We start from the raw sequence: 14,267 nt of genomic DNA on the forward strand, positions 1-14,267 counted from the left end.
GCGCTAGATTGCCGGCCCCATGATCAACTCGGGCAATACAGTCACGATTTCAGGGAACACGCACAGCAGCAGTATGCCCAGCATCATGACCAGCACGTAGGGCAAGGAACCCCATAGAATTTCCCGCGTTGGTACATCTGGCGCGATGGAATTGATCACAAACAGATTCAGGCCCACGGGCGGCGTAATCAGGCCGATTTCCATGTTGATCGTCAGTACGACGGCAAACCAGTACGGATCAAAGCCGGCCTGCGTGATGATGGGGAACAGCAAGGGTGCAGACATCACGATAATGGCCACCGGCGGCAGGAACATGCCCGACACCAGCAGGAAGACGTTGATCAGCCCCATCAATGCCCAGCGATTGATTTCAAGCGCGGCAATGGCGGTGGCCAGAGACTGGGTGATGTACAGCGAGGACAAGGCAAAGGCGAAAAGTTCGGCAGACGCCATGATCATCATGATCATGACACTTTCGCGCATGGCCGATCCAAAAATACCCACGAAAGGCTTGATCTTGAACAGGCGATACACAATGATCACGACCGCCAGGGTCAGAAAAGCGCCCGCACCGGCCGCTTCCGATGGCGTGGCCACCCCGCCGTAAAGCACAAACAGCATGCCGGCAATAATAAGCAACAAGGGCAGTACGCGCGGTAATGTGGCCAGCTTGTCTTTCAAGGTGTAGTGCAACGACGAAGACTGGAAGCGGAAGCCTTTTCTGCGGGCGTCGATCAGGGCCCATGCCATGAACATAAGCGTCAGCATAATGCCTGGCAAGACCCCGGCCAGGAACAAACGGCCGATCGACGTTTGCGTGGATATCCCGTACACGATCATGGTGACCGAGGGCGGTATCAATATGCCCAGGGTACCGCCCGCTGCAATCGAACCGGTGGCGACAGAACTGGGATAGCCACGGTTGAGCATCTCGGGAATACCCATTTTTCCTATGGCAGCGCAGGTCGCGGGGCTGGAGCCGGTCATGCCCGAAAAAATGGCACAAGCACCAATATTCGACAACACCAGGCCGCCCGGCACCTTGTGCAACCAGCGATCCAGCGCCTTGTACAGATCTCCTCCTGCAGGGGTGCCTGCAACGATGGCCCCCATCAGCACAAACATGGGAATCGCCACGTACGCCAGATTGCCAATTCCCGCAAACATGGTCTCGGCAATCACATAGATAACGTCTGGCCCCATGTCAAGAAGCAAGCCGGCAATCGCCGCCAGCCCCAATGCAAAGGCAATCGGCATGCCGGTGGCCAGCATCACACACAGCCCGATAACTAGCGCCAATCCCGCAATTGCTGGGGTCATGATGGCTCTCCGGATAATTTGATGATTTCTGCCAGATACTGCAGCGTAAGCAAGACAAACCCTATCACCATGGGTGTCAGAGGCATCCACAGCGGAACCGCCGCGACGCTGGGCGTTGTCCACCCTCCTTCAAGGGCTTCGAACAGGTGAATGCCCGTGGCAACGGACATGACCATGCAAAACATCATGCCGAGTATGGCACCGACCTTGTCCATGGCCCTGCGGGTACGTGGCTTGACTATCATTTGAATGAAGTCAACGCCTACGTGCCCCTTCGTCAGCAGCACGTAGGGAGCACCGAGAAAAATTGCGGCGGTGGCGCTGAAAACCACGGCCTCGGTCTGCCAGATGGTTGCCGCACGAAATACATAGCGCATCAGTATCATCTGGCAGACCACGACCATTGCGAAGCTGAGCAGAAGGGCAGACAGTACGCCGCAAGCACGCGATAGCGCCTGAACCAGGCTGATGAATCTTAGGGCCATAGAAATCCTTGTTATGAAGACTTGAACCGTCGGGCATGCCCGGGCAGGCTGCGACCTGCCCGGATGCCTTCAGCGGGAGGCTATTTGACAGCCAGCGCCTTGTTCAAGAGCTCGTCGCCACCCTTGACCTTCTCTGAAAAGTTCTTGTAGGACGAAGCCTTGGCCACTTCCATCCAGGCGTTGAAGTCTTCCGGACTCATGCTGACCACCTCGACACCGGCCTTGGTAAAGGTGTCTATCATCTTCTGTTCACCCTTACGCGACTCGGCCGTAAAGTATTCCTCGGCCTTCTTGGCTGCTGCCATGATGGCCTTCTGCTGCTCTGGCTTCAAGCCGTCGTAGACCTTCTTGGACATGATGACGGGCTCGTACATGAACCACAGTGCGTTTTCTCCCGGCGCGGTCAGGCATTTGACCTGCTCGTAGATCCGGTACGAAACAAAGCTGTCATTCGATGTATTGGTGGCATCGAGCACGCCGGTCTGCATGGCCGTATAGATTTCAGACGACGGCATGGAAGAGATTGAGGCACCGGCCGCAGCCAGCATTTGCTCAAATGCCGGACCGGCAGCGCGTATGACCTGGCCCTTTATGGTGTCGGGGCTGGTAATGCAGTGCTCCTTGGATGCAAAACCTCCGGCCAGCCACGCATCTGCAATGACAATGGCTCCCTTGTCCTCGGCGAGGGCCTTGATATCCTTCATGAAATCAGACTGATTGAGCCGCTGGGCGTGGTCATAGTTACGGACAAGCCCGGGCATGAGCGTGGCCGAGAACTGTGGAACGCGGCCCGAGGCGTAATCCAGGGGGAAGGCGGACATATCAAGCTGACCGCGAGTGACTGCACCCCATTGCTCGGTTGCCTTGTACAACGACGCACCGGGGAAGACCTGGATGGTCAGGCCTACATTAGCTGCTGCAACCTCACGCGCGATAATCTGCACCATTTCGTCGCGGGGATCGCCCTGGCCACCCGGAAACTGGTGCGACGCACGCAGTGTAGTTTGCGCGGATGCGGGTGCTGCGGCCGCCATTGCGGCGGCTACAGCTACGATACTGAATAGGCTTTTCATGCTTGTCTCCTGAATTATTGAAGGACTGCTTGCTATATGTGCGAGTTGCCTTGCTGCTTGTACTTCCTTTCCGGACGAAGTTATTAAAGACCTCCTGTTGTCGCCCTGTCGTTACAGCTCTTTGTATTGCTGACGCAATACGTTTTTTTGCACCTTGCCCATGGTGTTGCGTACCAGTTGATCAACAACATGCATACGCTTGGGTACCTTGAAATTGGCTAGTTGTGTTTTCAAGATATTGATCAATGCCTCCGGATCGAGGGTTTGCCCGGCGCGCGGCACCACCACCGCGACGACCGCCTCGCCAAAGTCGGGATGCGGAACGCCTATTACGGCAGACTCATCCACACCCGGCAAGGCATCTATGACCAGTTCGATTTCTTTTGGATATACGTTGTATCCACCAGTAATGATCAGGTCCTTGCTTCGACCCACAATGGTCAGATAATTTTCGGGTACGTTCTTGCCGCCAAAATGCCCGACATCACCAGTGCGAAACCATTTGTCGGCAGTGAACTCTTCGCGCGTCTTTTCAGGCATGCGCCAGTATCCCGAAAAAACGTTGGGGCCCTTTACCTGGACATTGCCGATTTCGCCCGCTGGAACGCTGCCATCGCTGTCGTCGACAACGCGTATCGAAACGCCTGGCAAGGGCTGACCTACTGTGCCACCCAGACGTTCGCCCAACGCGCTGTCGCAAGGGTTGGATGTAAGCATGATGGTCTCGCTCATGCCGTAGCGTTCAAGTATGGTGAAACCGGTACGGGCTTTGAAATCGTCAAATGTTTCTTTGAGCAACGGCGCCGACCCCGATATGAACAAACGCATATTGCGGCAGACTTCACTTGTGAACCGCGCATCGGCAAGCAAACGCACATAGTAGGTAGGCACGCCCATCATTACTGTGCTTTCGGGCAGGTACTTCAGCGCCTGGTCAATGTCGAGCCTGGGCAGCCAGATCATTTTTGCGCCGGCCAGCAAGGCGCCATGCGAAGCAACGAACAAGCCATGCACATGAAAAATCGGCAGCATGTGCAACAAGACGTCGTCGGGGCGCCAGCCCCAGAACTCTTTGAGGACCTGGGCATTGGAAGACAAGTTGCGATGCGACAGCATCGCCCCCTTGCTGCGCCCGGTAGTGCCTGAGGTATAAAGAATGGCTGCCAGGTCGTCGGGCTGGCTGGTTACGGTCTGGTACTGATCGCCTTGACTGGCGGCGGCGACTGCCAGGCTGCCATTGCCATCCTGATCCAGGGTATGAACATGCGCCGTACCCGTTTTTTCTGCCAGTTCGCTTACCCAATCCAGATTCTTGCTGTCACACACGATCATGGCCGGCTCGGCATCGGTCAGGAAATACTCGACCTCGGCAGCCTTGTACGCCGTGTTCAATGGCAGGTAAACCAGGCCGGCACGTATCGTTGCCAGATACAGCATCAGGGCCATGGGCGATTTTTCAACCTGCACCGCGACCCGGGCCCCGGCTGGCAGGTGCAAGGCATGCAGCAGTGAGGCCAGCCGCCCGCTCAGGGCTTCAATGTCGTTCCAGCTATAGGTTTGCTCCGGGGTTTCTATGGCCACCTGCTGGCGATCCTGCGGGAAGCCCGCAGCCAGCAACGCATACAAATTGGCGTTTCCTTCCACCTTCAATCTCCTTATCGCCATCTTAGATTCATGCCTAACCTGGGCTTGCCCGCAGCAAGCTGGGCCAGATTATCGTCAAGCTGATCGAGTTCATACAAATAATTGACCATTACACCGCAGGACTGCTCCATGCCTTTCGCAGAGCAGTCGGCCGCCCAGTTAAGCCGCTCTATGCGCGCCCCGTTCCCCAGATGAAACCGCGCGACGGGATCGAGTGGTTGTCCGTTCTTCATGGTTTTCAGATAATGCACTGCAAGCCGCAAGCCAGTGCGCTGTACCGCATCAGAAACCTGCCCGGCCGCCGCCGACCTGAGCTTGTCCACCCACTTGAGTCCGGCCTCGGGATCGTCCTGGGCCTGCAGCTTGTCGGCTTTGTCGCTTAACAGTTCCTGCATGGCTTTGCCATCTTGCTTGCCCAGCCACTCGGCAAAGCCCGGCATGGGTGACAGCGTTGCAAATGACTTCAGGCGCGGCAACTCGCGCAACAGCTCGTCTATGACTCTTTTAAGCAGGAAGTTGCCGAAACTGATACCGCGCAGGCCAGGCTGCGTATTGGAAATGGAATAAAAAATAGCCCAGCGTGCCTTGCTGGTATCGTCAGGTGGAGCCTGAGGATCAAGCAGTACCTGCACATTTCCCGCCATTTGCGCCGCAAATGCGACCTCGACGAATATCAGGGGCACCCCGCTCATGCGGGGATGGAAAAACGCGTAGCAGCGCCGGTCATCGGCAACCCGGTGTTTCAGTTCTTCCCAGGAACGTATTTCGTGCACAGCCTCGTACTGTATGAGTTTTTCAAGCAACGACGCAGGCGAATCCCAGGTAATGGGTTGCAGTTCCAGCATGCCCACATCGAACCAGCTGCACAGCAGCCCTTCAAGCTCGCGTTCGAGCACGCTCAGCCCGGCCACTTGTTTACGCCATCGCAACATATCGGCGCGCAGTTCTACCAGCAGATCAAGACTTTCGGCCTGCGCATAAAGGCGCCTGAACATGCGTAGCCCCTGATCTTCACGAGGCTCAAGGCCGTTACTGGTTTGTGCCAGGGCAGCGAGCATGGACCGACGCTCCTTGGGGTCCGCTGCCTGATAGCGAGCGCTCCATTGCTTGGCCAGCCGATTGGCAGAAACGTCGGTCATGCGCGCCGAGAACAAGGGCAGCACCTCAAGGGGAGCTGGCACGGCATCGCGATCGAGCCAGCGGCTAAGGCGTGCAATCAGGCCCTGGGCCGCCGTCTCTTCGTGATTGCCCTCGGTTTCCACCACACTGACTGCATTCTCTTGTTTGGGCGTATCGGTAACCTTCATGATCAAACTCCTGAGTCTTGTAGGGCAGATGAAGGCTGCGTACTACCCGTCAGGGCGGCAACATCCTGGGCTGACAACGCATGCAGCGCCTCGAGCTGGCGCATCAGATGTTTGCGTGTCAGCGCCTCGGCGCCGTCCGGGTCACGTGCCTTCAGGGCCGCGAAAATTGCCAGATGTTCTGCACAGGATTCCTGAATGCGGCCTGGATAAGCCAGGCTTTGATGTCGGGACAGACTGAGCAACTTGCGCAGATTATCGACCAGATCCGACAGCCATCGATTGTCGGCCAGCGCCTGTATGGCTTCGTGTATAAGCGCATTGGTCGCATAGTATTGGTCTATGTCGCCGGTCCTGGCACGCGCCTGAAGCTGTTGATGCAAAGGCTCGAGCCGTTCCAGGTCATCGTCAGTGACCTTGCGGGCTGCTTCATATGCACAGCGCCCCTCGAGCATGGCCATAAGTGGAAAGATATCGTCAAGGTCGCGAGGCGCGAGCTGATTGACGAAACAGCCCCGACGGGGCTCCAGGCGCAGCAGGCCTTCGGCCACCAGCACCTTCAGGGCTTCGCGCAGCGGTGTACGGGAAATGCCCAATTCCTGAGTCATGCGCACTTCATCTATCCAGGCACCCGCCTGGAGCTCGCGCGACTCGATCATGGCACGCAGCCGGTCGGCAACTTCCAGATAAAGCACTTGTTGAACAATGCGATTACCCAAGGCACGCCCCTTTGCAATGAGCACTTCAGACCAACTGCCGTTGCTCATAATTCATAATTATGGCGAAATCTGCCCATAAGGCAATAAGCAAATTCCTATTGATAACCCTAGGAAGGTCTAAACTGGTGTCCGGAATAAATCGCATGGGTGCGCGTTCACACGACCCATTTCTTTCACTTTGACAAGGATCCCCGCAATGAAGGACGCCGCAAGCCCGCCTACCCGACCAGCGCCACAAGACTGGCACGCTGAAACCGCCATATTGCATGGCGACGCCTGGCTATCGACCGACGGTGCGGTGTGTCCTCCCATTCATTACAGCGCCACATTCAAGGCTGAAAGCGCGCAAGAGTTTGCCGAAATGGCAACCACCGCGCGTCATCCCGGCTTCTACACGCGCTACGGGAATCCGGTGCACAAACGCGTGGAAGCTATCCTGGCTGAACTGGAAGGGACTGAAACCGCCCTGCTTACCGCGTCGGGCATGGGGGCCATCAGCACGACCATCCTGGCACTGGTCGCGCGCGGCGATCATGTGATCGCCCAGCGCCGCCACTACATGAGCACGTCCAGGCTGTTCGAAGAAATCCTGCCACGCTTCGGGGTGGAATCCACGTTTGTCGACCAGACTGATCTTGACGCCATGGCGGCCGCCATCAAGCCCAATACCCGTCTGATCATGCTGGAAACACCGGTCAACCCGACACTTGCACTGACCGATCTGCAGGCCGTGGCCAGCATGGCACAGCCCAAAGGCATCATTACCATTGCCGACAACACCTTTGCCTCGCCCATTAACCAAAAGCCCCATGACCTGGGCATAGATATTGTCCTGCACAGTGCAACCAAATACTTTGGAGGCCATCACGACGTCACCGCCGGAGCCATCTGCTGCAGCAATGCACACGCCGAAAAAATATGGGACATGCACACTACGCTGGGCTCGGTCTTGTCGCCCATGGACGCCTGGCTGCTGTTGCGCGGCCTGCGCACCCTTTCCTTGCGGATGGAACGTATCAACTCCAATGCCCTGGCCCTGGCACAGTGGCTCGAGCAACAGCCTCAGATAGAGCGCGTGTTTTATCCCGGGCTGGAAAGCCATCCGCAACACGATCTTGCCCTGAAGCAGATGCGCGGCTTTGGCGCCGTCATTGCATTCTCGGTCAAGGGTGGTTTTGATGCGACGAGCCGCTTCGTATCCGGGCTGAAGCTTGCCACGCATGCGGTCAGCCTGGGCGGCGTCGAAACGCTCGCCGTGCATACGGCTGCAATGTGGTCGGGCACCATGACTGAAGCGCAGATGCAAACGGCAGGCATAGAGCCCAACTTTGTGCGCATGTCGGTCGGCGTCGAGCACATAGACGACCTGAAGCAAGACTTGTCGCAGGCCTTGCCTCAGGTCACGAACTGAAAGGGCCTGATACGCCGCAGCACCATAATCATGGCAAGCGACACGGCAAAAACGCAAACAGCGGTAAACGGTATCGCCCACCATGACGATGCCGCCGCATTGGTCAGGCCGGTCGCATTGCCCATGATGCTCAAAACAAAGATATGGATGCAGTAAATGCCCAGGGTGCATGCAGCGACCTTGTTGACGGGCCCCGCGTACTCCCCCGCCTTCGTGCCCAAACCGTACAGAACATTGAAGGCACACACCGACGAAGCCAGCACGAATGGCGAAAGATAATCGTAGAACAAGGTCTGGGGCGTGCCTGTAGCCACCGAATAAGTGTAAGTGGCCGTCATGGTCAAAACACTGAACACCAGGAACAGCACCACGTTGCCAAACCAGTATCTGCGCTTGTCGGGATGTTCGGTATAGGCCTCGTGCACGTAGGCCCCCAGAAATAAATAGCCAACCAGCCCAAAGAAAGAATCGGCACCATAGACCTTCAGCAAATCAGCCTCTATGTGCAGCACCTCCCGCACGGTGGGCCAGGCACACACCACTGCCCAAAATATCAGATAAAGCCGCCTTTCGGACCGCAGCGTGGCATGCCATATTTTCCGCAAAAAGGGCACGAACAAATAGATGCCCACGATTGCGTACAGATACCACAAGTGAAACGTGACCGGCCCGTTCAGCAATTCCTTGATCCAGTCGTACCAGGCGCCATAGCGCTCGCCTTCCCAGGTATTCCAGATCATGTAGAACAGCGACCAGAACAGCAGCGGCGGCAAGATGCGCGCAAAGCGCTTCCTGAAGAAAACGGGCATGGACTCTTGCCTGCCGAGCAGCAGAACGCCGGTGATCATCAGAAAAATCGGCACGCAGCTGCGCGTAAGGGAGTCATAAAAATTGCTGGCCCACCACTGCTCATCAAAAACGGCGAAATTGACGGCCGCTGCGTGCAGCAGCACCACCATAAAGCACGCCCCTACCCTGGCCGTGTCCATGGCTGTGCTGAAGGTACTGTTTCCGGCCTGTGACATGCAGACTCCATGTATTGGAACAGTCCTAGAGTTAGCACGCCTCATCCCGGCGTATGCAATGAGCTTTCTCGACTCTTTGCCAAGTGTTAGCAGATATCGGGTTTTCCCCTGTCAGTTAACAACTCATTGCGCTTCACTACATCCGCGCATTCGTCAGGCAGTCCGTTAGAATGGCTTACCAAATAGAACTCGATGCAAGGAATTAACGATATGCGCCGACTCATGCTGCTGCGCCATGCCAAAGCCGACTGGCCCGATGGCGTAGCCGATCATGAACGCCCCCTGGCCAGACGCGGGCAACGCCAGGGCCCGGAAATGGCCAGATACATGGCATCTGAAGGGCTGATCCCCGACAGTGTCATCGTTTCTACGGCAAAACGTACCCAACAGACCTGGGAGCTGGTGGCAACTGCGCTTCCGTCCGGCATCAGGAAAAGCAACGACGCCCGTATCTACGAAGCCCCAAAAAACAATATATTGAACGTCATTCGCGAAGCGGACGACACTGCACAGGTATTGTTATTGATAGGCCATAACCCCGGCTTCACCGAAGTGGCATACAGCCTGATCAACACCGAATCGCAGTCTCCCGCCCTGGCGCGTCTTGATCGCGGCTACCCCACCTCAGGTCTGGCAGTCATAGATTTCCAGACAGAAAGCTGGGCAGACATCACTGAAGGCAGCGGCCGACTGGAACGATTCGAGACGCCTGCCTCGATCGGCGACTGATCCGCACCATGAGCAGTGTTTTCAGGCCTTTCAGGCTGGCCGCGCTGCTACTGGCGCTGGCTCTGCCCGGGCTGTCGGTGGCCACAGAAGAACTGCGCATCATCACCTCGTATCAGCCCAGCATGATCAACCCCATGCTTGAGGCATTCAAGCAGCACTACCCAGACATACATGTTCGGGTATTGAACAAGAATACCCACGCGGCGGTCGACGAGATGCTGGCCGGCAACGAACGGCGCTTCGACCTGTTCTGGGCCTCTGCTCCGGAAGCGTTTGTGGTGCTCGAACGCGCCGGCCTGCTGACGGATCTGGGCCATGGACCTCATGCCGATTTTGCCTGGTCGGCAGTTGGCTGGACATGGCGCAGCCCTCGTGGAACATCAGCCGGGTTTCCGGTGCCACAGGACTGGAACGACCTGCTGGACCCGGTCTTTGCCCGAAGCATCGCCATGTCGCACCCCATGCGATCGGGCACCATGCATTCACTGCTGGAAACCATACTGCAGGATCGCGGCTGGCTGGCCGGCTGGGCCTGGGTGCTGGAACTGACCGGACAACTGAATACCATTTCGGCGCGCAGCTTTGGCGTGCTGGAAGGCGTTGCCAGCGGTGACTTTGCTGTCGGCCTGACCATAGACTTCCTGGCACTCACGCGCAGCGCCGACGGACTGGTATTCCGTTACGGCCGCCCCGTGATCATGATTCCTGCGCGAATTGCCGCCCTGCGGGGTGGCAATCATCGCAAGGCCGCCCGTGCCTTCATGAATTTTGTGCTGTCCGACGAAGGTCAACGCACCTTGCTGCATCCCGATGTGCGGCGCATTCCTGTCAATCCCGATGTCCGCGCCGAACTGGCCGAATCCCTGAACCCCGAAGTCAGGGCGGCCCTGAGTTTCAGCTGGTCGCGCTACGACCCCGAGTTGGCCGCACGGCGCTACTGGGAGGTCAATCAGATTTTCGAAGCCTTCGTAGCACGCGACTTGCTGCTGCGCCGCGATCTATGGCGGCGGCTGCGGGCTCTGGATCAAGCGCCTGTAGCGGAACGCGCACGGATACGGAGGCTGCTGACCTGGATGCCGCTGACCGAGCATCAGGCCCGTTCCACCGACCAGAACCGTGAGACGCTGGTCGAATGGTCCGAGCGTTCGCACACCATGCTGCGCGATGCAGAGGCCATGATCCGCCGACTGGAGCAGCAATGAGACGCTGGCGAGGTTCGATAAGGGGACAGCTGCTGGCCGCGCTGGTATTGGTCGTGATCATCGCAACGGGTGTCCTGGCCATCGGTATGGGCGTTATGTTACGGGCCGAACACGACTTTCGCACCCTTGCCCAGGATCGCATTCCGGCCGTCGCCCTGGCCGGTGAACTGGCCGAGGCGACCGGCGATCTGGCCGCCCTCGCCATGCAGATGGTTGCTGATCCAGCCATGCCCGCCAAATCGATGCAGGAATCGATAGATAAAGCAGCAACAGGCGTCGAGGCGGTTCTGGCTTCGCCGGTGCTGCAGGCTGTGCCCGAACGCACCGCAACCCGTGCAGCAACCCGTGTCGCCGAGCGTGACCTGCGCCGGGCACTGACCGACTTCAGCCAGATCAGTGCCGAACTGGCCACGCACACCCGGGCCGAAGCCAGGGCGGGTATCGAGCTCCGCTGGATCCATGCCGATGTGCAGGATCAGGTCCAAGGCATACTCAGTGACCTTTCCTTCAATATGGACACGCAACTGGCCGCCCTGGTCAGCGCGACGGATCCGGTCGCGCGCAGCGCCGCCGAAAAGGCGTTGTCACGCGACTGGTTGCTACGCGACCGGATGCAGCAGATCGGATCCGAAGCCGCTACGCTGACAGCGCTGCTGCTGCAGGCACGCTCGACAGACAACGCCGACGCGCTGGAGCAAACGCTGGGCCTTGGCCGCGACACGCTGGACCGCCTGGCGCTAGCCCAGCTGAACCTGCCCTCACGCGTTGACATCAAGCTATTGTCCCAGACGCTGGACAGACTCAAGGCGTTGGCTACAGGCGACGGAAACATCTTTGCACAACAACAGCACAGGCTGGACCTGCACCGCGCAGCCGTCACTGAGTTACACGCAGCGCAGTCGGGCCTGGCCAGAATGCAGGCCGCACTCACTGATCTGGGCAGATCCGAACGTATCGGGGCACAGCGCAGTGCTGACGCCGCAGCCGCAGCAATCGGACGCGGCTCGGTCTGGCTCGCGCTGGTGACGTTGATCGGGGCCATCGCCACAGCGGCGATTCTGGCGATCTTTGTCCATCGCCGCATCTTGCTCAGAATCGAAGCCCTGTCGGCCGATCTGCGCCGCATTGCCAAAGGCGATCTGAGCGATAAGCCGCAGCAAAAGGAACCATCCCCATCACGCGCCGCAGCAGGCGACGAAATCGCCGACATGACTCATGCGGTCGGTGTGTTCCGCGCCTCTGTCCACGAACGTCAATTGGCCATCGAACGTCTGGAGCTGACACAGCGCGATCTTGTACAGGCGGGAAAAATGGCGGCCCTCGGACAGATGTCTGCCGCGATCAGCCATGAAATCAACCAGCCGCTGGCCGCCATTGGACACCGACTGCACAACCTGGGTGCAGCCCATCCTGACACTCGCCCCGCCATTGCCCGAATTGATGCGCTGCTTGAACGCATCAACCGCACGATAGGCCATCTGCGCCGCATTGCCCGGCGCTCGGCCCATCGCAATGGCTGTGTCACGCTGGCGGAACCCATGCAGGCGGCACTGGAGTTGTTGGACCACCGCTTGCGCACCGAAGGAGTGCGCATTGAATGCGACGATCTCACCCGGCTACAGGTTGCCGGCGACGAGATTCTTCTTGAACAAGTCCTGCTCAATATTCTTGGAAATGCGCTGGACGCTATTGCTGCACGCGAGGCACCGTCTGACCCCGGTCTGATATGCATAGAGCTTGGTCAAGGCGATCCGGTCACGCTCGCCATCCGCGATAATGGCGTGGGACTGGGCGGGCAAAGCGGACAGACGCTGACCGATCCTTTTGTCACAACCAAAGAGCCAGGCAAGGGGCTGGGACTCGGCCTTTCAATTGCGTTCAACGTCATGCAGGACATGGGCGGCCATCTGGCAATAGAGCAACAAGAGCAAGGCGGTGCTGTGGTACGACTGCAGCTGAATCGCTGGCAGGAAGATACATATGAGTGACATTGCACAAGTGATGCTGGTCGAAGATGACACCGACCTGCGGCTGGCCACCACAGAAACGCTGGAACTGGCTGGATTCCAGGTACGCAGTTTCGAAACTGCCACCGCTGCCCTGGGCATGCTGCACCCTGATTTTCCAGGTGTAATTTTGTCAGACTTGCGCATGCCTGGCCTGTCCGGTCTTGAATTTCTGGATCGTGCCCAGAAGCTGGCACCACATGTCCCCTTCGTCCTGATCACGGCTCACGGCGATGTTCCAGCTGCCATTCAGGCAATGCGCGCAGGTGCGCATGATTTCCTCGAGAAACCCTGCCCACCGGAGCTGATGCTCGATGTGCTGCGCCGTGCCCAGGCTATGCGCAACCTGCAAATTGAAAACAGCCGTCTGCGTGACCGCCTGGATCGTAACGTCGCCCCCGAAGATCAACTGGTCGGACGTTCACCTGCAATGCAGGATCTGCGCCGCCGCTTGAAAACCCTTGCTGGCCTGCAGGTAGATCTCTTGATCTCCGGCGAAACCGGCACCGGCAAAGAGCTGGTTGCGCAGGTTCTGCATGCCCTGTCTGCGCGGGCCGACCAACCCTTCGTCGCAATCAACTGCGGTGCCCTGAACGCATCCGAGGTAGATCGCGAGCTGTTCGGCACGGGAGACAGTCCGGGCCTGATCGCCCGCGCCGATGGTGGGACGCTGTATCTGGACGAGCTCGAATCCATGCCCGAAGGACTGCAGGTGCGCCTGCTTCGGGTGCTTGATGCACGCGAGATCACTCCGCTGGGCGCCGCGCCGCGCCCTGTTGACCTGCGGATCTTCGGCAGTGTGAAACGCCCACCCGATACACTGCTGGCCGACGGCTTGCTGCGGCCCGACCTGTTTCACCGTTTCCATGCCGTATTGCATTTGCCTCCTTTGCGCGAACGCGGCGATGACGCATCACTGCTGGTCACACACTTTGCCGCCCAGGCCGCTGCCCGCCACGAGCTGCCCAAGGTTCATATCGACGATGCACTGCGCCGCCGGCTTGCGTGGCATGACTGGCCCGGTAATGTGCGCGAAGCACGCAACCTGGCCGAACGCCTGGTCATCGGGATGGATGCGAGCCTGCCCGCCCATGGCGAGAGCACTGTGGCCACGGCCCGCCCCAGCTATGACGCAGCAATGGACGATTTCGAATCACGCCTGCTGCGCGCAGCACTGATGGAAACGGGGGGCCGCAAAGCCGAGGCGGCAAACCTGCTGGGCATTCCGCGCAAACGGCTTTATTTGCGACTGCGCCACCACAACCTTCTGGACAACCCGGAAACGGGTCGGAAATGACCCATTTCATGGGTCATGTTTAACCCATTTTTTCTTTTAAAAACAACAGCTT

12 protein-coding genes are annotated in these 14,267 nt (G+C 58.4%); 5 read left to right on the forward strand and 7 right to left on the reverse strand.

Going from position 1 to position 14,267, the window contains the following annotated elements; genetic code table 11:
• Positions 1-3: 3 nt before the first annotated feature.
• From LKR43_RS09640 to LKR43_RS09665, 6 genes are all read right to left on the reverse strand, one after another.
• Positions 4-1,320, reverse strand: a complete 1,317-nt coding sequence (locus LKR43_RS09640; RefSeq protein ID WP_227683840.1) for a TRAP transporter large permease — start codon at positions 1,318-1,320, stop codon at positions 4-6.
• Positions 1,317-1,805 carry a TRAP transporter small permease subunit gene (locus LKR43_RS09645; protein WP_227683841.1) on the reverse strand — a complete coding sequence of 163 codons (489 nt, stop codon included), beginning with the start codon at positions 1,803-1,805 and terminating at the stop codon, positions 1,317-1,319. Before LKR43_RS09645 ends, LKR43_RS09640 begins: the two co-directional genes overlap by 4 nt.
• Before the next feature lie 80 nt (positions 1,806-1,885).
• Positions 1,886-2,878, reverse strand: coding sequence for a TRAP transporter substrate-binding protein DctP (gene dctP / locus LKR43_RS09650; protein WP_227683842.1), 993 nt, complete (start codon positions 2,876-2,878; stop codon positions 1,886-1,888).
• Positions 2,879-2,989: 111 nt separating this feature from the next.
• Entirely contained in the window at positions 2,990-4,522 is a 1,533-nt protein-coding gene (locus LKR43_RS09655; RefSeq protein ID WP_227683843.1) for a malonyl-CoA synthase, read from the reverse strand.
• Positions 4,523-4,533: 11 nt separating this feature from the next.
• Entirely contained in the window at positions 4,534-5,829 is a 1,296-nt protein-coding gene (locus tag LKR43_RS09660; RefSeq protein ID WP_227683844.1) for a malonyl-CoA decarboxylase domain-containing protein, read from the reverse strand.
• A 2-nt stretch (positions 5,830-5,831) separates the two neighbouring features.
• Positions 5,832-6,593, reverse strand: a complete 762-nt coding sequence (locus tag LKR43_RS09665) for a GntR family transcriptional regulator (protein WP_370632087.1) — start codon at positions 6,591-6,593, stop codon at positions 5,832-5,834.
• A 148-nt stretch (positions 6,594-6,741) separates the two neighbouring features.
• On the opposite strand from LKR43_RS09665, the gene LKR43_RS09670 reads away from it, so the two are divergent.
• Positions 6,742-7,956: a PLP-dependent aspartate aminotransferase family protein gene (locus LKR43_RS09670; protein ID WP_227683845.1), complete on the forward strand. Its 1,215-nt coding sequence runs from the start codon at positions 6,742-6,744 to the stop codon at positions 7,954-7,956.
• Here the strand turns inward: LKR43_RS09670 and LKR43_RS09675 are convergent.
• Entirely contained in the window at positions 7,941-8,981 is a 1,041-nt protein-coding gene (locus LKR43_RS09675; RefSeq protein ID WP_227683846.1) for an acyltransferase, read from the reverse strand. The genes LKR43_RS09670 and LKR43_RS09675 overlap by 16 nt on opposite strands.
• Positions 8,982-9,191: 210 nt before the next feature.
• On the opposite strand from LKR43_RS09675, the gene LKR43_RS09680 reads away from it, so the two are divergent.
• Genes LKR43_RS09680 through LKR43_RS09695 form a run of 4 tightly spaced genes read left to right on the forward strand, consistent with a single transcriptional unit; the run spans position 9,192 to position 14,215 of the window.
• Complete coding sequence (locus tag LKR43_RS09680) at positions 9,192-9,710, forward strand: histidine phosphatase family protein (RefSeq protein WP_227683847.1); 519 nt, start codon at positions 9,192-9,194, stop codon at positions 9,708-9,710.
• A gap of 8 nt (positions 9,711-9,718) precedes the next feature.
• The gene (locus LKR43_RS09685) at positions 9,719-10,912 is read left to right on the forward strand and encodes an ABC transporter substrate-binding protein (protein WP_227683848.1); all 1,194 of its coding nucleotides are present in this window, start codon (positions 9,719-9,721) and stop codon (positions 10,910-10,912) included.
• Entirely contained in the window at positions 10,909-12,900 is a 1,992-nt protein-coding gene (locus tag LKR43_RS09690) for an ATP-binding protein (protein ID WP_227683849.1), read from the forward strand. Before LKR43_RS09685 ends, LKR43_RS09690 begins: the two co-directional genes overlap by 4 nt.
• Positions 12,893-14,215 carry a sigma-54 dependent transcriptional regulator gene (locus tag LKR43_RS09695; RefSeq protein ID WP_227683850.1) on the forward strand — a complete coding sequence of 441 codons (1,323 nt, stop codon included), beginning with the start codon at positions 12,893-12,895 and terminating at the stop codon, positions 14,213-14,215. The genes LKR43_RS09690 and LKR43_RS09695 overlap by 8 nt, the downstream gene beginning before the upstream one ends.
• Positions 14,216-14,267 lie beyond the last annotated feature (52 nt).

Origin of the sequence: Pusillimonas sp. MFBS29, assembly GCF_020687695.1 — a bacterium.
Classification (GTDB): Bacteria; Pseudomonadota; Gammaproteobacteria; order Burkholderiales; family Burkholderiaceae_B; genus Pusillimonas_C.

Excerpts from the sequence above, each read along its gene's own strand:
- LKR43_RS09640 (WP_227683840.1), bottom strand. The coding sequence starts at position 1,320 with ATGACCCCAGCAATTGCGGGATTGGCGCTAGTTATCGGGCTGTGTGTG.
- LKR43_RS09645 (WP_227683841.1), bottom strand. The coding sequence starts at position 1,805 with ATGGCCCTAAGATTCATCAGCCTGGTTCAGGCGCTATCGCGTGCTTGC.
- dctP (WP_227683842.1), bottom strand. The coding sequence starts at position 2,878 with ATGAAAAGCCTATTCAGTATCGTAGCTGTAGCCGCCGCAATGGCGGCC.
- LKR43_RS09660 (WP_227683844.1), bottom strand. The coding sequence starts at position 5,829 with ATGAAGGTTACCGATACGCCCAAACAAGAGAATGCAGTCAGTGTGGTG.
- LKR43_RS09665 (WP_370632087.1), bottom strand. The coding sequence starts at position 6,593 with ATGAGCAACGGCAGTTGGTCTGAAGTGCTCATTGCAAAGGGGCGTGCC.
- LKR43_RS09670 (WP_227683845.1), top strand. The coding sequence starts at position 6,742 with ATGAAGGACGCCGCAAGCCCGCCTACCCGACCAGCGCCACAAGACTGG.
- LKR43_RS09675 (WP_227683846.1), bottom strand. The coding sequence starts at position 8,981 with ATGTCACAGGCCGGAAACAGTACCTTCAGCACAGCCATGGACACGGCC.
- LKR43_RS09680 (WP_227683847.1), top strand. The coding sequence starts at position 9,192 with ATGCGCCGACTCATGCTGCTGCGCCATGCCAAAGCCGACTGGCCCGAT.
- LKR43_RS09685 (WP_227683848.1), top strand. The coding sequence starts at position 9,719 with ATGAGCAGTGTTTTCAGGCCTTTCAGGCTGGCCGCGCTGCTACTGGCG.
- LKR43_RS09690 (WP_227683849.1), top strand. The coding sequence starts at position 10,909 with ATGAGACGCTGGCGAGGTTCGATAAGGGGACAGCTGCTGGCCGCGCTG.
- LKR43_RS09695 (WP_227683850.1), top strand. The coding sequence starts at position 12,893 with ATGAGTGACATTGCACAAGTGATGCTGGTCGAAGATGACACCGACCTG.